At 73.5% G+C, this 19,283-nt stretch carries 18 protein-coding genes; all 18 read right to left on the bottom strand.

Translation table 11 applies throughout. The features are described from left to right. Positions 1 to 3,127, bottom strand: a 3,127-nt coding sequence (locus AMA02S_RS29625) for a non-ribosomal peptide synthetase (RefSeq protein WP_157430900.1), incomplete at its 3' end; no start/stop codon positions are given. Positions 3,128 to 3,129: 2 nt separating this feature from the next. Further along, entirely contained in the window at positions 3,130 to 3,348 is a 219-nt protein-coding gene (locus AMA02S_RS29620) for an MbtH family protein (protein ID WP_067464486.1), read from the bottom strand. Between the two features lie 24 nt (positions 3,349 to 3,372). Continuing rightward, on the bottom strand, positions 3,373 to 4,392 hold the full coding sequence (sbnA, locus tag AMA02S_RS29615; protein ID WP_067464641.1) for a 2,3-diaminopropionate biosynthesis protein SbnA: 1,020 nt from the start codon (positions 4,390 to 4,392) through the stop codon (positions 3,373 to 3,375). A 110-nt stretch (positions 4,393 to 4,502) separates the two neighbouring features. Further along, the gene (locus AMA02S_RS29610; RefSeq protein WP_067464483.1) at positions 4,503 to 5,471 is read right to left on the bottom strand and encodes a TauD/TfdA family dioxygenase; all 969 of its coding nucleotides are present in this window, start codon (positions 5,469 to 5,471) and stop codon (positions 4,503 to 4,505) included. 65 nt (positions 5,472 to 5,536) lie between these two features. Further along, positions 5,537 to 6,952: a condensation domain-containing protein gene (locus AMA02S_RS29605; RefSeq protein WP_067464481.1), complete on the bottom strand. Its 1,416-nt coding sequence runs from the start codon at positions 6,950 to 6,952 to the stop codon at positions 5,537 to 5,539. Continuing rightward, a complete protein-coding gene (locus tag AMA02S_RS29600) occupies positions 6,952 to 7,218 on the bottom strand; it encodes an acyl carrier protein (protein WP_067464478.1) in 267 nt (88 codons plus the stop codon). The genes AMA02S_RS29605 and AMA02S_RS29600 overlap by 1 nt, the downstream gene beginning before the upstream one ends. 34 nt (positions 7,219 to 7,252) lie before the next feature. Continuing rightward, the gene (locus tag AMA02S_RS29595; protein ID WP_067464475.1) at positions 7,253 to 8,956 is read right to left on the bottom strand and encodes an acyl-CoA dehydrogenase family protein; all 1,704 of its coding nucleotides are present in this window, start codon (positions 8,954 to 8,956) and stop codon (positions 7,253 to 7,255) included. Beyond that, positions 8,953 to 10,734, bottom strand: coding sequence for an acyl-CoA dehydrogenase family protein (locus tag AMA02S_RS29590; RefSeq protein ID WP_067464472.1), 1,782 nt, complete (start codon positions 10,732 to 10,734; stop codon positions 8,953 to 8,955). The genes AMA02S_RS29595 and AMA02S_RS29590 overlap by 4 nt, the downstream gene beginning before the upstream one ends. Further along, positions 10,731 to 12,491 carry a fatty acyl-AMP ligase gene (locus AMA02S_RS29585; RefSeq protein ID WP_084265727.1) on the bottom strand — a complete coding sequence of 587 codons (1,761 nt, stop codon included), beginning with the start codon at positions 12,489 to 12,491 and terminating at the stop codon, positions 10,731 to 10,733. Before AMA02S_RS29585 ends, AMA02S_RS29590 begins: the two co-directional genes overlap by 4 nt. A 146-nt stretch (positions 12,492 to 12,637) precedes the next feature. Continuing rightward, positions 12,638 to 13,360 carry a 2-hydroxychromene-2-carboxylate isomerase gene (locus AMA02S_RS29580; RefSeq protein WP_067464466.1) on the bottom strand — a complete coding sequence of 241 codons (723 nt, stop codon included), beginning with the start codon at positions 13,358 to 13,360 and terminating at the stop codon, positions 12,638 to 12,640. After that, positions 13,357 to 14,103 (bottom strand): 3-oxoacyl-[acyl-carrier-protein] reductase, encoded by a 747-nt coding sequence (gene fabG / locus AMA02S_RS29575; RefSeq protein ID WP_067464639.1) that lies wholly within the window; start codon positions 14,101 to 14,103, stop codon positions 13,357 to 13,359. Before fabG ends, AMA02S_RS29580 begins: the two co-directional genes overlap by 4 nt. Positions 14,104 to 14,114: 11 nt before the next feature. Further along, on the bottom strand, positions 14,115 to 14,594 hold the full coding sequence (locus tag AMA02S_RS29570) for a 3-hydroxyacyl-ACP dehydratase FabZ family protein (RefSeq protein WP_067464463.1): 480 nt from the start codon (positions 14,592 to 14,594) through the stop codon (positions 14,115 to 14,117). Further along, a complete protein-coding gene (locus tag AMA02S_RS29565; protein ID WP_067464460.1) occupies positions 14,591 to 14,980 on the bottom strand; it encodes a 3-hydroxyacyl-ACP dehydratase FabZ family protein in 390 nt (129 codons plus the stop codon). Before AMA02S_RS29565 ends, AMA02S_RS29570 begins: the two co-directional genes overlap by 4 nt. Next, complete coding sequence (locus AMA02S_RS29560; protein WP_067464457.1) at positions 14,977 to 15,228, bottom strand: acyl carrier protein; 252 nt, start codon at positions 15,226 to 15,228, stop codon at positions 14,977 to 14,979. The genes AMA02S_RS29565 and AMA02S_RS29560 overlap by 4 nt, the downstream gene beginning before the upstream one ends. A gap of 1 nt (position 15,229) precedes the next feature. After that, a complete protein-coding gene (locus AMA02S_RS29555) occupies positions 15,230 to 16,351 on the bottom strand; it encodes a beta-ketoacyl synthase N-terminal-like domain-containing protein (protein ID WP_174550996.1) in 1,122 nt (373 codons plus the stop codon). After that, complete coding sequence (locus AMA02S_RS29550; protein WP_084265726.1) at positions 16,348 to 17,220, bottom strand: SDR family oxidoreductase; 873 nt, start codon at positions 17,218 to 17,220, stop codon at positions 16,348 to 16,350. Before AMA02S_RS29550 ends, AMA02S_RS29555 begins: the two co-directional genes overlap by 4 nt. Next, complete coding sequence (locus AMA02S_RS29545) at positions 17,214 to 18,137, bottom strand: beta-ketoacyl synthase N-terminal-like domain-containing protein (RefSeq protein ID WP_157430899.1); 924 nt, start codon at positions 18,135 to 18,137, stop codon at positions 17,214 to 17,216. The genes AMA02S_RS29550 and AMA02S_RS29545 overlap by 7 nt, the downstream gene beginning before the upstream one ends. Then, entirely contained in the window at positions 18,134 to 19,279 is a 1,146-nt protein-coding gene (locus AMA02S_RS29540; RefSeq protein WP_067464635.1) for a beta-ketoacyl-[acyl-carrier-protein] synthase family protein, read from the bottom strand. The genes AMA02S_RS29545 and AMA02S_RS29540 overlap by 4 nt, the downstream gene beginning before the upstream one ends. Between the last annotated feature and the right edge of the window lie 4 nt (positions 19,280 to 19,283).

Raw genomic sequence — 19,283 nt, 5'->3', positions numbered from 1 at the left:
ACCCCGACACCACCAACTCACGTTCGTCGGCGGCGAGGAAGTCCACGTCGTCCACCTGGACGTCGGGGTCTGTGGTGAGTGCGTCCAGCAGGCGCACGAAATGGCGGCCGAGCTGCTCGACCGTGGTGGCGTCGAACAGGGCGGTGGCGTACTCGAAGGCGCCCACCAGAGAGCCGTCGGGGCGGCGCCGCATGAAGAGGGTCAGGTCGGTCTTGGCGACGTGCCAGCTCTCCTGGTAGGTGTCCAGGTCGGTCAGGTCGGCGCCGCCGCTGGTCAGCCGCTCGTCGTGCAGGTCGAAGGCGACCTGGTACAGCGGTGTGCGGGACAGGTCGCGTTCGGGCTGCAACTCGTCGACCAGGTGCTCGAACGGCAGTTCCTGATGGGCGAAGGCGTCCAGGCACGTGGCGCGCGTGCGGGCGAGGACCTCGTGGAAGGACGGGCCGCCCGCCAGGTCGCAGCGCAGTACCAGGGAGTTGAGGAAGAACCCCGCCACCTCCTGGATCTCGGGCTGGCTCCGCCCGGCGACCGGGGTGCCGATCGTGACGTCGTGCTGGCCCGCGTAACGCCCCATCAGGATGGAGAATGCCGACAGCAGCGTCATGAACGGGGTGGTCCCGGCGGACCGGCCGAGCGCGTCGAGGGCGCCGGCGAGCGGTGCCGGGACGGTGAAGGGCACGACGGCGCCGCGGGCGTCGCGTTCGGCGGGGCGCGGCCGGTCGGTCGGCAACCGCAGTTGCGGGAGGCCGGCGAGCGCCGTCCGCCAGAAGGCCAGCGCGCGTTCGAGCCGTTCCGGCGTCAGCCATTCGCGCTGCCAGGCGGCGAAGTCGGCGTACTGGACCGGCGGCCGCGGCACGGTCGCGGTACCGCCCGTCGCGGGGGTGGCGCACAGCTCCCGCACATCGCGTTCCAGCAGCGCCGCCGACCAGCCGTCGCAGGCGATGTGGTGGATCGTCAGCAGAAGCAGCGGCGGATCATCGTCGAGCCGCGCCAGGACCGCGCGCCAGACCGGGCCCGTCTCCAGGTCGATGCCCCGTTCGAACTCGGTCTGGAAGATCTTGGCCAGGCCGGCGCGGTCGGTGTCGAGCACGGTCAGGTCGGGCTCGACCTCGGCGTCGACGATCTGCCGCGGCTCGCCCGCCTCCTCGGTGTAGCGGGTCCGCAGGATCTCGTGCCGGCCGGCGAGGTCCACCAGGGCGCGGCGGACGACGCCGGGATCGGTGCCGGCGTCGAGCCGGATGAAGACCGGCGCGAGCCACTCCGGGCTGCCCGGCCGCATCCGGTCCAGGAACCACAGCCGGCGCTGCCCGAACGAGACGGGCAGCGTGCCCGCCGCGGGACGCGGCACGGCCCGTACCGGCGGCAGTTCCTCCCCGGCCCCGGAGAGCAGGCGTGCCTGCTCGGAGACGGTCGGGGCGCCGAACAGGCCGCGCAGCCGGTCCCGGCCGCCGAGCGCGGTCCGCAGCCGGCCGGCGAGCCGCGTGAGGATCAGCGAGGTGCCGCCGAGCTGGAAGAAGTCGTCGTGCACCCCGACCCGGTCGACCTTGAGCAGCTCGGACCAGGTCTGCGCGATCAGTTCCTCGACGGGGTCGCGGGGGGCGACGTAGGGCGGGCGGCCGGGGTTCTCGACCAGGTCGGGGACCGGCAGCGCGGTGCGGTCAACCTTGCCGTTCGCGGTCAGCGGGAAGGTGTCGAGGCGGACGAACACCGAGGGGACGAACGGCTCGGGCAGGCGGTCGCGCAGGTGCCCGCGCAGCATGTCCACGGACGTGCCGTCCGGGCCGACGACGTAGCCGACCAGGCGGTCGGTGCCGTCGGGGGCGGGCGCCGTGGCCACGACCGCGCCCCGCACTCCCGGATGGGCGAGCAGCGCGGACTCGACCTCGCCGGGCTCGATCCGGACTCCGTTGATCTTGACCTGGTGGTCGAGGCGGCCGAGGTACTCCAGCGTCCCGTCGGTCCGCCACCGCACCCGGTCGCCGGTCTGGTAGAGGCGGGATCCCGGCGGCCCGTACGGGTCGGGCACGAAGCGGCCGGCGGTCAGGCCGGACCGGCCCAGATAGCCCCGGGCGAGTCCGGGGCCGCCCGCGAACAGCTCACCGGGCAGTCCCGGCGGCACGAGCGAGCCGTGGGAGTCCAGCACCAGGACGCGGATGCCGTCGATCGGCCGGCCGATGGGCACCGGCCCGGACGACTGCGCGGGGTCGAAGCGGTGCGCGGTCACGTCGATCGAGCACTCGGTCGGGCCGTAGGTGTTCCAGATCTCCACGTCCGGGACGAGCCGGCGGAACTCCTGGCACAGCTCGGCGTGCAGGGCTTCCCCCGCGGAGAACAGCAGCCGCAGCGAGCCGCACCCTTCCCAGCCCGGCTCACGGACGAGCAGCCGCAGCACGGACGGGACGACCTGCAGCACGGTGACCCGGTCCCGCGCGATCGCGCCGACCATGGCCGCCGGGTCGCGCTCGGCGCCCACGGGCGCCATGACGACGGTTCCGCCGCTCACCAGCGGTGCGAAGAATTCCCAGCAGGCGGCGTCGAAGCTCAGCGACGTCTTCTGCAGCACCCGGTCCCGCTCGTCCAGGCCATGGGCGTGCACCGTCCAGAGCACCCGGTTGGCGATCCCCTCATGGGTGATCACGACGCCCTTGGGGACGCCGGTCGAGCCCGAGGTGAACACGACGTACGCGGCGTCCGCCGGGCCCGGTCCGCCCTCCGGCAGGGTTCCGGGTAGCTCGGCGAGCATCGGTTCGGCGTCGGCGTACACGGCCTCGGCGTCGGTTCCGGCCAGATCGGGGGCGAGCGCCCGCTGCGTCACCACGAGCGGGTCGCCGGTCTCGGCGAGCATCCAGCGCAGCCGTTCGGCGGGATGTCCGGGGTCGAGCGGGACGTAGGCGGCGCCCGCCCGCCAGACTCCGAGCAGCGCGGCGGCCAGGTCGGGGCCGCGGTGCATGCGGACGCCGACCAGGGAACCCGGTCCGGCGCCGCGGGCGCGCAGCAGATGGGCGAGCCGGTTGGCGCGGCGGTCGAGCTCGGCGTAGGCAAGGCGCTCGCGACCGGCGACGACCGCGACCGCCTCCGGCGACCGCTCGGCCCGCCGGGCGACCATGTCGGGAAGGAGGCGCTCGGTCATGGTCAGCCCGCGCTCTGCCCGGCCATGCGGCGGCGGAGGCTCAGCGGGCGCAGGTCCGTCCAGATCTCGGCGATGTGCGCCAGGCACTCCTCGCGGGTGCCCTCCGTGCCTTCGGCATGCCAGCCCTCGGGCAGCGGCCGGTCGGCCCACCACACCGAGTACTGCTCCTCGTCGTTGCGCACCACGCGGTAGAGCACGTCGTCCTGCTGCTTGTCAGCCACTTGAGCTCCAGTCCTTCCTTGCGATCAGCTGTGGTGGGTCGCGGTCCGCCGTCGCGGCGGCCCGTCCACGGGGTCCTTCCAGAGGTGGAACACCTCGCCGAAGTGGGCGCGCACCCAGTCGTCGGAGTAGACGGTGCCGAGGTAGCGGTCGCCGCCGTCGGGGAAGACCAGGACGCAGTTGGCGCCCGGCTCCACCTCGGGGGCGAGCCTGGTCAGCGCGGCGACGGTCGCCCCGGACGAGCCGCCGGCGAGGATGGCCTCCCGGCCGATGAGCCGCCGGCAGGCCGCGACGCACTCCAGGTCCGCCACGTGCACGACCCGGTCGGCGAGCTCCGGTGCGGCGAGGGCGGGCATGATCGAGGCCCCGTGGCCGGGGATGAGCCGGGACGCGGGGGCACCGCCGAACAGCACGCTGCCGACGGCGTCCACCCCGACGACGGTCGTGTCCATCCCGTGCGCCCGGATGTAGGCGGCGCAGCCGCGCAACGTCCCGAAGGTGCTCGTGGCGCAGAACAGGTAGTCGACCCGTCCGTCCAGCGCGGCTGCGATCTCGCCCATGGTGCGTTCGTGCGCCAGGGGGTTCAGCGGATTGGAGTACTGGTCCGGCCAGAACGCGTGCGGCGTGTTCTCGACGATCTCGCGGACCCGCCGCACGCGGACGGGGAGGTACTCGCCGGATTCCGGGTCCGGCTCGGAGACCACCTCGACCTCGACCTGGTAGGCCCGCAGGATCGCCAGGTTCTGCGTGGTGGTCTTGGCGTCCACCACGCAGATGAAACGCAGCCCGAGGTACCGGCAGATCTGGGCGAGGCCGATGGCCAGGTTGCCCGAACTGGACTCCACGACCACCGACCGGCCCGGCACCAGCTCGCCGGAGCGGAGCCCGCCCAGCAGCAGGCTGAGCGCCGACCGATCCTTGATGCTGCCGCCCGGATTGAACCGCTCGAGTTTGGCGAAGACCCGTCCGGGAAAGTCGGGCAGCAGCTTCGCCAGTTCGACGAGCGGTGTGTCACCGATCGTCGAAAGCACTCCCGCGGCCGTCATGTCGTCCACGACTTCCCTTTCCGCCGGTAATTCCGAAGACTCGAACACCCGATTCGCCCGTCATGTTTTTCTATAGTGCGAAGTACCGCTATACCGGAGCTATATATGACTCAGGCCAGCACATTGCCGTTCTCGGCGCGCAGGGCGCGGGAGCGCCGGTGGTCGAGGTGGACGAAGGTGCGGTACAGCCAGCGGTCGTTGCCGTCGTAGCGGGGCGTGAAGGCGGTGCGCCCGTGGATCGTCAGCCGGTTGTCGACCAGGGCCATCTCCCCCGTCCGCAGCACGAGCGTCCTGGTGACCTCGGTGAACGCCATCTGCAGCGCCCTCATCGCCGCGCGTGCGCCGTCGTCCTGGGGGTGGGTGCTGAGGAAGTCCACCCGCACATCCGGGTCGTCCCAGGCGCCGGTCAGCACGGCGTGCGGGACGGCCGCCCCGGCCATGTCGCCGAACGAGGGCGGCGGCTCGGTCACGAACCGTTCCTCCGACAGCACCTTCCGGTCGTCGTCGGTCAGCAGCGCGGCCGCGCGGCGGATGGAGCCGACCCGCAGGCCGGCCTTGCCCTCGTGGTCGTTGCGCAGGCACAGCAGCGCGACGAAGTCCGGCCGGTGCGGGTGGAAGGCGTTCTCGATGTGCATCTCCAGCACCTCGGCGCCCGCGTTGCTCTGCGAGCCCTCCCGGCCGGGCACCGGCACCACGTTCTGCACCAGCGCGCCGCGCTTCTCGTTCCGGAACGCGATGATCTCCCCGAGTTGCAGGGTGATCAGCGCCTGCACGGCGGCGGCCACGGTCGCGGACCGCTCCACCGAATCCGGGACGCTGGGGGTGGGCGGCAGGGCGGCCGCGTCCACCGGAAGCCCGGAGATCAGCAGCAGCCCGTCGGGGCCCGGATCGTTACGGAACGCGCGCAACCGCTCGCGCAGCCGCCGCGGCGCCGCGCAGGACAGCGCCCTCGCCGCCTCGATCCACGGCCGCTCGTCCACCTGCCGTGGATCGGTCCGCGTCAGCCGGTCCGCGAGCCGTTGTAGCTCGTCCCGCTCGGCTTCGGTCGTCGCCAGCCTTTCGATGTGCGTCGTTGCCATGCTCGGTCCCCGTTTCTTCGGTGGTCAGTTGCGGCCGGTGGCCGCTCCCCCTGACATGCGTCGTCTCACAGTGCGGCGGCGCCCTGCCCCAGCCGGAGCAGCCCGCGCAGTTCATCCGCGGTCATCAGGGAGACGGCGCCGATGCGCGCACCGGGCTCTTCCACGGCGGCACGCGCCAGCAGCAGAAAATGGTCGCCAAGGCGCTCGATGGTCGATAGATCGAACAGATCGGTGTTGTAGCGCAGTACGGCGGTGAGGGAATTTCGGCTCCGCCGGAGCTCGACGTTCAGATCGAGCTGACCCTCCATGTGCGCGACGTCCATAATCGACAGGCGCAGCCCGCCGTACTCCAGCTCCGCGGCCGCGTCGTCGGCCAGCAGGTCCAGCAGCGGCTCCAGCCGGCTGGTGGCCACCATCGTGGCCGCGATCTGGAAGACCGGCGGACGGTCCTGCTCCCGCGGCAGGTCCAGCGCGCCGGGCACCAGCGGGAAGGGATAGCGCGCCACCCCGACGGCGTCGCGCATCTGCCGCTGCGCCGACTCCACCGCCTGCGCGAAGGTGGTGTCGGGTGTGAACGCGGCGCGCAGCGCGACCGTGTTGACGAGATATCCGACGACGTCCCGCATCCCGCCACCGAAGCGGGTGGCGACCGGGCAGCCGATCAGGAACTCCGGTTGCCCGCCGTACCGGTGGAGCAGCGCCTGGAAGATCCCCAGGAGCTGGACGAAGGGGGTGACGCCCGCCCGCTCGGCGTTCTCGCGCAGCCGCCGGTCGAGGTCGGCGGGGAAGGTCACCCGGTGGGTGGCGCCGCCGAAGGTCTGCCGCGCCGGGCGCGGCCGGTCGGCGGGCAGCTCGGCCGCCGGCACCCCGGCACAGAGCCGCGACCAGCGCTCCTCCAGTTCCGCCCGGCGCGGCGAGGCCAGCATCTGCCGCTCGGCCACCACATGGTCGTCGAACGACGCCTTCAGCGGCCGCCACGCCGGGCGTCCGGACGCGGCCAGCCCGCAGTAGGCGTCCAGCAGGTCACGCATGATCAGCCATTGGGAGGTGCGGTCGGACACGATGTGGTGCGCGACGACGACCAGCACCGCGTCGTCGGGGGCGCGGCGCAGCAGCACCACCCGCAGTGGCGCCTGCGTGGTCAGCCGGAACGGCTCGGCGCCGACCGCGCCGACCAGATCGTGCAGCCGCGCCTCGTCCGCACCGGCGACCTCCCGGACGTCCAGGGCGACCAGGTCCGCCGGGCCGACCAGACGGACCGGGCCCGCCTCCTCCTCGGCGAAGGTCGAGCGCAGCACCTCGTGGCGCCCCGCGAGCGCGGTCACCGCGCGGCGCAGGGCCGGCACGTCCAGCGGAGCCGACGCGCGAGTGCGGACCCGGAAGGCGAGCGTGATGTTGTAGGCGGCGCTGTCGGGGGCCATCCGGTGGACGAACCACATGGCCTCCTGACCGGCCGAGAGCCTGCGCTGGATTCCCTCCATCAGCGCTGCCCCAGTTCCCCGATCAAGAAAGTGGTGATGGCGTTCACCGTGGGGTGGTCCCAGCCCAGCGTGGGCTCGACCTCAAGGCCGAACTCGTCCTCGATGTCCCCGCACAGGTTCAGCGCGTAGACCGAGTCCAGGCCCAGCTCCACGATCTGAATGTTGGGGTCGACCGCGTCGGGGGCGCGTTCGGCGTAGAAGGCGACCCGCTCGATCAGCCAATCGCGGATGGTCTGCTCCGACGGAACCGTGCTCGCATCCGGCATTGTCGCTGCTCCTTTGGCCGGGGATGAATTCTGGTCAGCCGGCGAGACGCCGGGCGTACATATCGAAGGTCAGATGAGCGTCCGAACGGCCGAACAACTCGGCGGTCAGGCGCGACTCGGTGTCCTCGGGGAGCCGTTCGCGGCGGCCGAGGCGTGCCTCCAGCCGGGCGAGCGCACCGACGATCCAGTCGGGCCCGGCGAGGAAGCCGGTACCGTGCCGCCGCACGCCGACGCACGCGGCGGCCGCGAGCAGCACGATGTAGCGCTCGCAGAGGTCGAAGGCCGCGCGGCCCGCGAGGGCGGTCCGGTCGCGCGCCGGCAGGGCCTGGCATGCCCGCCGCAGCCGGTCCAGTTCGGCGAGGAGGCGGGCGCCGGGTTCGGCGACGCGCGGATCGGCGTCGCCGGCGGCCACCGCGAGCATCGCCGACAGCCCGTCGGCGCCCCGCGCGTTGATCGCGAGCCGGTCGAAGGCCAGCGGCGGCAGCGCGACGCGGGTGTCGAACAGCGCGTCCGGCGGCGGCTCGGCGCGCAGCCAGCTCCGGGCCGCCAGCCGGGGCAGCTGCGGGATGATCGTCGCCTGGCAGACCGCCGCGTTGGCGTGCGCGAAGGTCACCAGCGGCAGGTCGCGCATCGTCTTCTCGAAGATCGCGTAAGGCCCGTCGCGCAAGTAGGAGCGAGCGCCCACCAGCACCGACAGCTCGTAGGACGCCTCCCGCAGGATCTTGGGCACCAGGTACTTCACGGCAGCGGTCAGCACGCTGGTCTCCGCGGGAAGCAGGTGCAGCGCGCGGGCTCCCACCGTCGCCAGGGCGTCGCAGATCAACAGGTCGAGGAAGGCGCCCACCAGGGTCGACCGGGCGTTCGGCAGGTCGGCCACCGTCCCGCCGTACAGGACGCGGCGGCGGGCGAAGTGAACGGCCGTGCGCAGCTGCGTGTCCAGCGCGCCGATGACCACTCCGGGCAGCACCGCACGGGTGACCTGGAACGCCTTGAGCACGGTCTCCATGGCCCCGCCGCGCTCGCCGAGCAGACGGTCGCCGGGCACCGGGCAGCCGGCGAACTCGATGCCGCCGAGCAGGCAGCCGCGCACGCCCACGGTCGGGAAGCGCGGCAGCTGGCTGCGGCGGTCCGCGGGCAGCGCGGTCATGTCGACCAGCAGGTGCGAGTGGCTCCGGCTGCCCGGTCCGTCGTCGGTACGGGCGAACAACACGATCGCGTCGGCGCGGCCGACGTTGTTGACGAGCTCCTTGCGCCCGTCCACCACGAACCCGTGGGCGGACGGGCGCGCGGTCAGTTCGTTGCGGATGAAGTCGTTGCCGTGCGGAAGTTCGGTGTAGGCCGCCGCCGCCCGGCGGTTGCGCAGCAGCAGGCTCGCGAGCCATGCCTGCTGCTCCGCGTTCCCCGAGGTCCAGACGGGAGCGGCGGCGACGAAGTTGGTGATGCCGTACCCCAGCCCGAGCGTGACGTCGCGGCGGAACACGGCGCGGACGGTCTCGGCCAGCCGGTCCGCCTGCTCGAACCGGCCGCCGAGCGAGCGCGGCACGAACTCGGCGTTCAGGCCGTAGGCGTCGAGCGCGTCCTCCCCCGCGGCGAGGATCTCGCCCCGCTCGTCGGCGGCCACGACCGCCGCGTGACCGAGCGGGTTCGCCGGGTCCAGCGGATCGCCGAGGCAGGCCTCCAGATCGGTCGGACCGGCGAAGCCGGCCTGGTGGGCGGGGGTGGCGGTGGCGTGTGTCATGGCCGCTCCTCGGGCAGTCGGCAGAGCAGCGGGGAGAACAGCAGTCCCGCGCGGTACTGGGCCAGAAGGGCGGGCAACAGCCGGTCGTAGACCGCGCCGCCGGGCTCACCGGCACCGTGATCACCGGCACCGTGATCGGTGGCACCGTGCTCGGTGGGCGCGCCGGGACGCAGCCTGCCCAGCAGGCGGGTCAGGCTTGCCTCCAGCCAGAGCGCGTCGGCCCAGAGCTCGGCCGTGGGCTCCTCGGCGCCGGCCCGCTCGCGGTTGTGCAGCCAGAACCACAGGCAGGCCGCACCGGTGACGCACAAGGTGTACTCGCGGGCGAGATCGAAGGACTCACCGGGGACGCTCCGGGCGGTCGGCCGGTGACCGGCCATCCGCTCGTGCACGTCGGCGGCGATGTCGCGGAGCCGCCGCGCCAGGGCGGCCACCGCGGGGGGCGTGCCGGTGGGCAGCGCGGCCACCGCGGCGGGCAGGCCCTGAAGCAGCGAGCAGCCGGTGCGGGAGACCAGTTCGAGCCGGTCCGGAGCGAACTCCGGAGGCGCCTCCCCCACGCCCGCCGCGGCGGCCACGGCGGGCTCGTCCGCGCGCTCCCGGGCGAACATGCGCGCCAGCACCGGGAAGTGGTTGATCACGACGTTGAGGTTGACCAGCGTGTTGCCGTCGAAGATGCCGACGATGCGATGGTCACGTTCGACCTTCTGGAACAGGCCGTGGTCGTTCTCGGTCGCGAGGAAGGCCCGCGCGCCCATCGTCTGCCCGAGGCTCGCGATCAGCGCGTCGACGCTCGTCGGCACGTGGTACTTCACCACTGCCGACAGAACGCTGAGCTCGCCGGGGAGTGCGTGGATCGCACGCGTCGCCACCAGGCTCAGCACCTCCGCGGTCAGCAGGTCGGTGTAGGACTCGGTGAGGGTGCGCGCCGCGTGCGGGAGGTCCACGAGGCGCCGGCCGTACAGCTCGTGTCCGAGCGCGAAGCCGGTGCACAGCCGCAGCGCCCGATCGGCGGCGCCGAGGGACAGCCCGGCGACCAGCGTCCGGGTGAGCTGAAGTCCTTTCAGGACGGTCTCGACACCGCTGCCGGGCGCGCCGAGCAGGTCCCCGGCCTCCACCATCGCGCCGTCGAAGCCGATGCCGCTGATGTCGGCGCCGCGCACCCCGTGCGTGCGGACCTTCGGCAGGCACCGGTAGGCGTCCGGGCCGAGGCGGTGCTTGTCCATCAGCAGCAGGCTGAAACCGCGCGGCCCGCCGTCGGGGTCGGTCCGGGCGAGCAGGCACACGAGATCGGCGCGGGTGGCGTTGTTGATCAGCCATTTCTCGCCGGCGACCCGGTAGCCCCCCGCCACCGGAGCCGCGGTGACCTCGCCCGCCAGCAGGTCGCTGCCGTGCGCTTCCTCGGTGAGCCCCCAGGAGACGACGCTGCCGCCGAGCACTTCGGCGGCGATCCGCCGGGCCTGGTCCGGTTCGGCGCCGACCCAGGCCGAGACGCCGCCGAGGAACGTCTTGCCGTGCCCGATCGCGACGGTGAGGTCGCGGCGCGCCATCAGCCGGACGACCTGGAGCGTGTCCTCGAACGTGTGGACGGCGCCGCCGAAGCGGGCGGGCACGTAGTAGCCGGCGACCCCCGCCTCGTCCAGTGCACGGCAGATGTCGGCGGGGAACTCCTCCCGCCGGTCCAGCTCGGCGCAGCGGGCGAGGGAGAAGGTGCGGACCGCGTCGCCGGGGTCGCCGAAGCGCTCCTCCAGGCGCTCGGTCAGCGCGTAGGGCTGATACTTCATGCCGGGTTCCTCACGGGCTCGGGTACGCGGTACCGGTCGCGGACCGCGGCGTCCAGGTCCTCGTGGACGGTGCGCAGCTCGCCGTCCACGAACCGCTCCCGGACGCGGAGCCGCTGGATCTTCCCGCTGGTCGTCCGGCTCACCTGGCCCACCCGGACGAGGACGAAGCCCGCGACGCTGACGCCGAGCCGGGTGGACAGCGCCGTCCTGGCCCTGCGCGCCAGCGCGGGCAGCTCCGCCGCGTCCCGTCCGCGGACCCTGACCTCCTGCACGACGACGATCTCCTCGTGCGGCGCGGGCACCGCGAACACGCAGCTCGGCAGGCCGGTGAACGCCTCGTCGAGGGTCTCGGCCTCCCGTTCGATGTCGTGCGGGTAAAGGTTGCGGCCGTGCACGATGAGCATCTCCTTGAGACGGCCGGTGATGTACAGCTCCGCGCCTTGCCGGACGCCCAGGTCGCCGGTGCGCAGGAAGCCGTGCTCGCCGCGGGCGGTGACGGCGCCGAAGGTCCGCGCGGTCTCTTCGGGCCGCATCCAGTAGCCCAGTGCCACGCTCTCGCCGCGAACCCAGACCTCGCCGACCCGTCCGTCGGGCAGCGCCCGCGCCGTCGCCGGATCGACGACCCGGACGTCCAGATCACGGACATGGCCGCTGCTGACCAGGGTCGCCGAGCCGTCGGTGGCCGGGACGAACGCGTCCCGGTGCAGCGCCTCGGCGTCGACCCGGGTGACGACGGGGGCGGCCGTCGTGGGCGCCCCCGAGACGTAGAGGGTCGCCTCGGCCAGTCCGTAGCCGGGCAGGAACGCCTCGGGCGCGAACCCCGCCGCGGCGAAGCGCTCGCTGAACCGCCGCAGCGTCTCCGCGGCGATCGGTTCGGCTCCGTTGCACGCCTGGCGCCAGCGGGACAGGTCCAGCCCCGCCGCCTCCTCCTCGGTGACGCGGCGCGCGCAGAGGTCGTAGGCGAAATCGGGTGCACAGCTGACTTGGGCGCCGGTGTGGTCCATCAGCTGGAGCCAGGTCCGCGGACGCTTGAGGAAGTCGGTCGCCGACATGAGCGCCGCGGTGCCCCCGAGGTAGAGCGGCATGAGCAGCATCGCGATGAGCCCCATGTCGTGGTAGAGGGGCAGCCAGCTACAGAAGCCGGTGTCCTGGTCCCAGCCGTGGCTGCGCCGCATGAGGTCGAGGTTGTGGGCGAGGTTGGCGTGCGTGACCATCACACCCTTGGGCGCGCTGGTCGAGCCGGACGTGTACTGGAGGAATGCCAGGTCGCCCGGGTCGTGGGGCGGGGTGTCCGCGCCGCCCGGGTCCGCCGTCCGGGTGGTCTCGATCGCGACCGTGTCGAGCCGGTCGAGGCCGTGGTCGGCGAGCCGGGCGCGCACGTTCGCCTGTGCCGCCGCCTCGGTGAGGACCAGGGACGGACGGGCGTCGGCCGCGACGGATCCGGTCCGGTCGATCTGGTGCTTGGACCGCGCGGGCGCGGGCGCGGGCACCGGGACGAGCCCCGCGTACTGGCAGCCGAGGAACGCCTCGGCGAAGCCCGGACCCGGCGCGAAGGGCAGCAGCACCCGGTCTCCGGGACGGCACCGGTCCCGGAGCACGACGGCGGTCGCCCGCGCCGAGCGGTCGAGCTCGCCGTAGGAGAGGATCTCCTCGGTCCGGCGCTCGCCGGCGCCGCGGAAGAACCGGACGGCGGTGACGCCCGGGGTCCGGCCTGCATGGCGCGAGACCACGGTCATGAGATCAGTCAGATCAGACATGCCGGACCCGGACCTCCCCACGTCCTCTGGCTCGTTTCGATGAGCGATTCGATAAGTGATTCGATGATCGGATCGTCACGGCCGCCCCTATACCTGGGCTATACGCGGCCTATGTGCCCTACGTGCTCCGCCGGGCGGGCGGCCGCTCAGCCGCAGCCCCCGGCGTGGCCGTCGTCGACGAGGGTCGAGACGGCACCTCCCTCCGCGAGCGCGGTCCCGCCCTCCGCGAGCGCGGCTCCGTCGCCCGCCGTTCCGGGACGTACGGACGCGGCGAACGCGGCCAGCCGGTCCACGCCCCAGAACCTCTCGAACCCGTTCACGAAGTACGGCACCCCGAAGACACCGTCCCTGTAGACCTCCATCAACGCCCGCGCGCCCTCCGCGCGGACCCGCGGGTCGTCGACCGCCTTGGCCGGCTCGGCCGCGTCCAGCCCGAGTTCGGTGCCGATCCCTGCGACGGTCGCGGGATCGCAGATGTCGCGTCCCTCCTCCCAGCGCGCCCGATAGGCCAGCGCGATGAACTCAGAACCCCGGCCGTGCCGGTGGGCGACCAGGTAGGCCAGGTGCGGCACCTCCCACCACGGCTCCCGGTCCACCGGCCAGGCGATCGCGAGCCCGCGGCCCGCGGCGAGGCGCCGGACGTCCTGCAGGATGTAGAGGTGCTTGGCCTTGGACATCGGCGTGAAGGGGAACTCCCCACCCGCTTCGGCGAGCAGCTTCAGGCTCGTCTCGTCCGGCTCCCAGAAGGGTGCCCACTCCACCTGCGCGGCCACGTCCGGGTACTGGTCGAGCAGGTCGCGGTAGGCCAGCCAGGAGTAGGGGCTGCGCAGGTTGAAGTAGAAGCGCGGCGGACGATTCCGGCGGCTCACAACGCCATCCCGCCGTCGACCCGGAACACCTGTCCCGTGACGTACGAGGCGCGGTCCGACACCAGGAACGCGACGAGATCCGCGACCTCCCCGGCCCGTCCGAACCTGCCCAGCGAGATCCGTTCCAGCACCTGCCCGGCGACCTTGTCCCGGAGCCCGGCGGTCATGTCGGTCTCGATGAAGCCGGGGGCCACCACGTTGGCCCGCAGCCCGTGCGGGCCTACCTCCTTGGCCAGCGCCTTGGTGAACCCGATGATGCCCGCCTTGGACGCCGAGTAGTTCGTCTGCCCCGCGTTCCCGGCCACGCCCGCGACCGAGGAGACGGTGACGACGGCACCCGCCTTGCGTTTCAGCATCGGGAAGACCGCCGCGCGGCACACGTTGTAGGTGCCGTCGAGGTTGGTCCGCAGCACCGAGTCCCAGTCGTCGTCGCGCATCAGCACCAGCGGCCGGTCGGAGACGATCCCGGCGACGCCGACCAGCGCGGCGACCGGGCCGAGGTCCTCCTCGACGGCGCCGGTGAACGCCTTGACCGCGGCGCGGTCGGTGACGTCGACCTGGCGGGTCAGCACCCGCGCGCCCCGCTCGCGCGCCTCCTTGGCGACCAGTTCGGCCGCCTCCCGGCTGCTCTGGTAGCAGAAAGCGACGTCGTGCCCCGCCTCGGCGAGCCGGTGGACGACGGCGCGGCCGATCCCCCGGGAGCCGCCGGTGACCAGTGCGACGGGACGTTCCGTGTCCGTCACGGCCTCCTCCTTCACGCGACCGGCTCGGGCGCCGGCCCGAGCACCTCGATGGGACGCAGCGCGACCACGAAGTGACCGACGGACATCACCGCGTCGCCGTCCACCGTGGTCGCGCCCGCGAGGATGGCGGTGTCCGCGACCGCCCTGACCATCCGCACCTCGTGCCGCAGCACGTCGCCCGGGTGGACGGGCCGCTCGAAGCGGATGTCGTTGATCGCCCCGGCCAGCTCGACCTTGCCGGCGAGGACGTCGGGGTTGGGCTGCTCCCAGACCGACAGCAGCACCGCCGCCTGCGCCCACGACTCGATCAGCAGGGACGGGGGATAGCCGTGGTCCGCCTCGTCCGGGACGCCGGCGTAGCACGGCTCCGCCGCGGTCACCGCCTTGAGCGCGGTGAGCCGGGCGCCGGGTTCGACCGACAGCACCCGGTCCACCAGCAGGATCGGATGGCGGTGCGGGATGATCCGCTTGATCTCCTCGACGCCGATCATCCGCCCGCCTCCCGCCGGTACGACAGGGTGAGGTCGGCGACGGGGCCGCGGCCGGTGGTCACCTTGGCCGTGCACCGCAGACCCGTGTCGGTGTCCTCGGTGGCCAGATCGAAGGTCACCACGTCGCCGGGATAGACCGGAGCGAGGAAACGGCAGCGCTCCACCGCCGCCAGCCGCACCGGCGGCCCGCCCGCGGACAGGTCCGGCAGGGCGCGCACGGCGCGGTCGGCGTACTCGATCAGGTACACGCCCGGCAGCACCGGGTAGCCCGGGTAGTGGCCCGGGAACACCGGGTCGCCGGCGTCGACCGGGAACGACGCGACCGCCTCCGTCCGTCCGGCGGTGGCGGAGCGGCCGCGCGGCTGGCACTGCGTGATCGGTGTCACGACACCGCCCTCAGCCGGTTGTCCAGCAGGTCGTAGGTGGCGGCGAGGGTCGTGATGGACTCGAGCTCGCTCTCTTCCAGCCGGAGCCCGTACGCCTTCTCCAGCCGGACCATGATCTCCAGTGCCATCAGCGAGTCCACTTCGAGGTCGTCCAGGAAGTGCGCCTCGTCGGTGATCTCGGCCACCGGGAGGTCCAGCACCTCGGCGATCAGGACCCGCAGTCCCTCCTTGTCGAGCCGGTCTGCCATGTCACGCTCCCTTCTCTCGGTCGCCGCCGTCGGCGGCGGGCAGGTCGAACAGCGCGCAGCCGACCGTGCCCTCGGCACGGTCGAGCGAGGTCACCAGGGCGACCCCGGAACGGTTCGCCGCGGTGGCGAGCACCGCCGCGACCTGGAAGGCGGCGGACGCGGCACCGGTATCGCCGAGCGCCTCGCGGCAGTGCACGGCGGGGACCGCGTCGCCGATCACCTCGTCCAGCGCGGCCCGCTCCTCCTTGCCTTCCGGGCCCTCCGTGGCGGACGGCGCGACCAGGCGGACGTCGGCGGCGTCGCGGCCGGCGCGGTCCAGTGCCCCGCGGACGCACCGGACCAGCGCCTCCCGCGGGGACAGTCCCGGGCCCGCGGCGGCGAAGCCGAAGCCGAGCACGGTGGCGAGCGGCGCGCGGCCGCCGCGGGCGGCGTCGGCGGCGCGCTCCAGCAGGAACATCGCGCAGCCCTCGCCCGGTGCCGCGGCGTCGCCGCCGGTCGCCCGCCACTCCAGCCAGGCCCGCCGCGGAGTGAGCTCCTCGGCCGCGCCGCACAGCATCGTCCCGGCATGGCCGCAGCGCTGGAGCCGGGCGGTGTAGTTGAGCGCCGACAGCCCGGTCAGCGCGCCGGCGGCGACCGTGGCGTTGGGACCGCGCAGCCCGTGCCAGATGGCGCTCTGTCCGGCCATCCGGTTCATCACCGTGTTGGGGAACAGCGCGGGATCCACGTGGTAGGGCTTGTCGCCGGTCAGGCCGTCACGGGTGAAGTCCATGATGCTCTGCACGCTGCCCGAGCCGGTGCCGAGCACCAGCCCGACGTGGTCGGGATCCTCGGTCAGCCCGGGGCCCGCCGACTCCAGCAGAAGCCCGGTCGCGGCGACCGTCAAGGCGGTGACGCGGTCCATGGAGCGGGTGCCCTTCTTGCCCAGCACCTCCGCGATCTCGAAACCCGGGACCGCTCCCCCGCACTCGAACGGCCCGAGCCCGCCGCCGAGCCCCGTCCCGGCCTCGGCGAGCGGCCGCACGCCGGAGCGTCCGGCCCGCAGTGCCCCGGCGAAGGCGTCCGCGCCCAGCCCGAAGGCCGAGATCGCCGACCACCCGGATATCACCAACGTTTCGGCACTCATCGCGTGCCCTCCTCACTGTCGTCCGGGGATCCGGCGGCGGGCCGGGCGGCCGCGCGGGCGCCCCACACCGTGCCGGGCGCGTACAGTTCCCCGCCGTCGATCCCGATGGTGTTGGCGGTGATCCACGAGGAGTCGGTGCGCGACAGCAGCACCACCGCCTCGGCCACGTCCTCCGGTGTGGTGAGCCGTCCGTGCGGGTTGGACAGGGCGGCCTCGTCCACGAACTCGGCGTGTTCGGGAATGCGCTCCAGCGCGGGCGTGATGGTCGTCCCGGCGCGCAACGCGTTGACCGCCACCCGCCGGGGCGCCAGTTCCAGGGCGAGCTGACGCACATGCGACTCCAGCGCCGCCTTGGCCGCGCTCACGGCTCCATAGCTCGGCAACATCTGCGTGGTGCCCGAGCTGGTCATCGCGTAGACCTTGGACCCGGGCGGCAGCAGGTCCGCGGCGACGAGGTCCTGCACCCAGTAGACGAGGCTGTGCGCCATGACATCGAGGGTCATGGCCAGTTGCCGCTTGCCGATCCCCTTGGGGTCACCGTCCCTCGGCAGGAACGGCACCAGGGAGCCGAACGCCAGCGAGTGGACCAGGATGTGCAGGCCGGTCCCCCCGGTCAGCTCGGCCACGCGGGCCGTCATGTCGGCGCGGGTCTGCTCCGCGGCGGCGTTGACGTTGAAGAAGTGCGCCTGCACACCGTGGCCGCGCAGCTCCTCGACAAGGACCGCGACCTTCTCGGCGCGCGCACCGGTGTCGAAATGGACGCCGATGACGTTGACGCCCTCGCGTGCCAGGCCCTCGGCGATGGCCTTGCCGATGCCGCTGGACGCGCCGAGCACCAGACACCAGGCGCCCTTGATCGGTATCAGCACGATCGGCTCCTCTCCACGCGCGCGAGCGCGAGGTTCCCCTCGCCCGCGGCGGCCACGATGATTCGGTCCCCGGACGCGCCGGTCAGCGCTTCGGCCAGGCGTGTCATCGGGGTGAGGCAGCCGTGTCCGGCCGGCGTCCGCCGTACCCCGGCCGCGTTCCCGGCGGCCTCGACCAGCGCGCGGTACGCCAGGTCGGCGACGGGCGAACCGTCGTCGACGACCTCCGTCGGAAGGTCCGCGCCGTTGCCCAGGTCCTTGGCCGCCGCGTGGATCGCCGCGAAGATCCGGTCCCGTCCGCCGTCGTCGCCGAGCAGGCGGGGCGGGGCGAACATCGTCCGGACCCGGCACGTGCCGTACGGGCGGACGCCGCGCGCCGCGGCCGCCGCGCGGGGCTCGAACGCCAGGGCGACGGCGCCCTGCTCGGGCGCGCGGTCCGGCAGACCGTCCTCGGTCGCCGCCACCAGCAGCGTCTCGCACCGTCCGGCGGCCATGGCCCGCAGCCCCGACTGCACGGCCTCCAGCCCGGCCACGCGGGGGGAGGTGACGGTGAGGGCGAACCCCTTCATGCCGTGGTCGGCCGACAGCCGGTTCCCCAGCACGTTGATCGCGAAGAACGGGGCGCGCGCCGGGCTCAGGTCGTCGGCGCCCGGGCCGGCGACCGTACGGTCCATCTCGTCCAGCGTCGCGGCCAGGCCGTTGTTGGTGGCCAGCACGGCGCCCCGGCGGTCCTCCGGAACGTCCGCCTCGGCGAGCGCGTCCCGGGCGGCCGCCACGAGGTACTGGGCCGCGCTCGGCAGGTACTTGTACCCGCGGCCGCCGAGCCGGGTCCGGACGTCGAACCAGGTCCCGGGGTCGTCGCTCGCCGCCGGGACGACCACGCCGATCCCGGTCACGACGGCATCCATGGAAGGGGTCATGCCGCCTCCAGAACGACCGAGCAGTTGTTGCCGCCGAAGCCGTAGCCGTTCACGAGGACCCGGCGGCCGGGCCCGGCGAGTTCCTCGGGGCCGGACTGCGGCAGCCACACCGGGCACTCGGGGTCCTGCTCGTCCAGCGGCACGTTCGGCGGAATCGTCCCGCCGCGCAGCATCAGCACGGCGGCGCATGCCGCGATCGCCGCGGACGCTCCGCCGGTATGCCCGATGAGCGCCTTGAGGCTGTAGAGCGGGACACGGTCCAGGATCGGACCGATCACCTCCCGTAGGGCGCCCGCCTCCAGGACGTCGTTCAGCCGCGTCCCGGTGCCGTGCGGGATGACGCAGTCCGGCGCGCCGCCGTCCCCCAGCGCTTCTCGCGCAGCCCGCGCGACCTGTGCCCCGCCGGGCTCGGGCGCCGTCGGATGGTGCGCGTCGCAACTCCAGCCCGCGCCGCCGATCCGCGCGAGCACGGTCGCGCCCCGGGCCTCGGCGCGCGCCCGGGACTCCAGCACGAGCATCCCGGCCCCCTCACCGAAGATCGTCCCGCCGCGGTGCCGGTCGAACGGGCGGCAGCGGACCGGGTCCACCGCCCCCAGGCGGTTGAAGCAGCCGAGCGCGATGCGGGAGTAGCCGTCCGCGCCGCCCGCGATCACCAGGTCGGCCTCGCCCGCCCGGATCAGGTCGGCGGCCGCGCTCACCGCGAACGTGCCCGCGGCGCAGGCGTTGGCGACGCTCAGGTTCGGCCCGATGGCGCCGAGCCGGTCGCCCACCTCCGCCGCGAGCCGGAAGGCGGGGTCCCACGCGGCCCCGGTCGCGGCGCGCCCGCGTTCGCTCGCCGCCACCTCGCCCATGCAGCTGCCGACCACCACGGCGGCGCCCGGCACTTCGGCCAGGCCCGCGTCGCGGACCGCCTCGTCGGCGGCGGCCAGCGCGAACCGGGCGGCCCGGTCGGCCTCGCCCCCGCCGTCCGGCACCAGGTGGATCAGCGGCAGCGCCATGTGCGCCAGCGGGTCGGCGGGCCGGTCGGGCCTGCGTGCCGTGGCGGCGCTCATCGCCTCCCACAGCGTCGCGGCCCCGTAGCCGAAGCAGGTGACGGCGCCGATGCCGGTCACCACCGGTTCGCCTGCGGGATCCCCCGTCATCGGG

This window comes from Actinomadura macra NBRC 14102 (assembly GCF_001552215.1).
In the GTDB taxonomy this organism is placed as follows: Bacteria; Actinomycetota; Actinomycetes; order Streptosporangiales; family Streptosporangiaceae; genus Spirillospora; species Spirillospora macra.
Note: the sequence above shows the minus strand (reverse complement) of the source record. Positions and strands in the feature narration are given on the sequence as shown.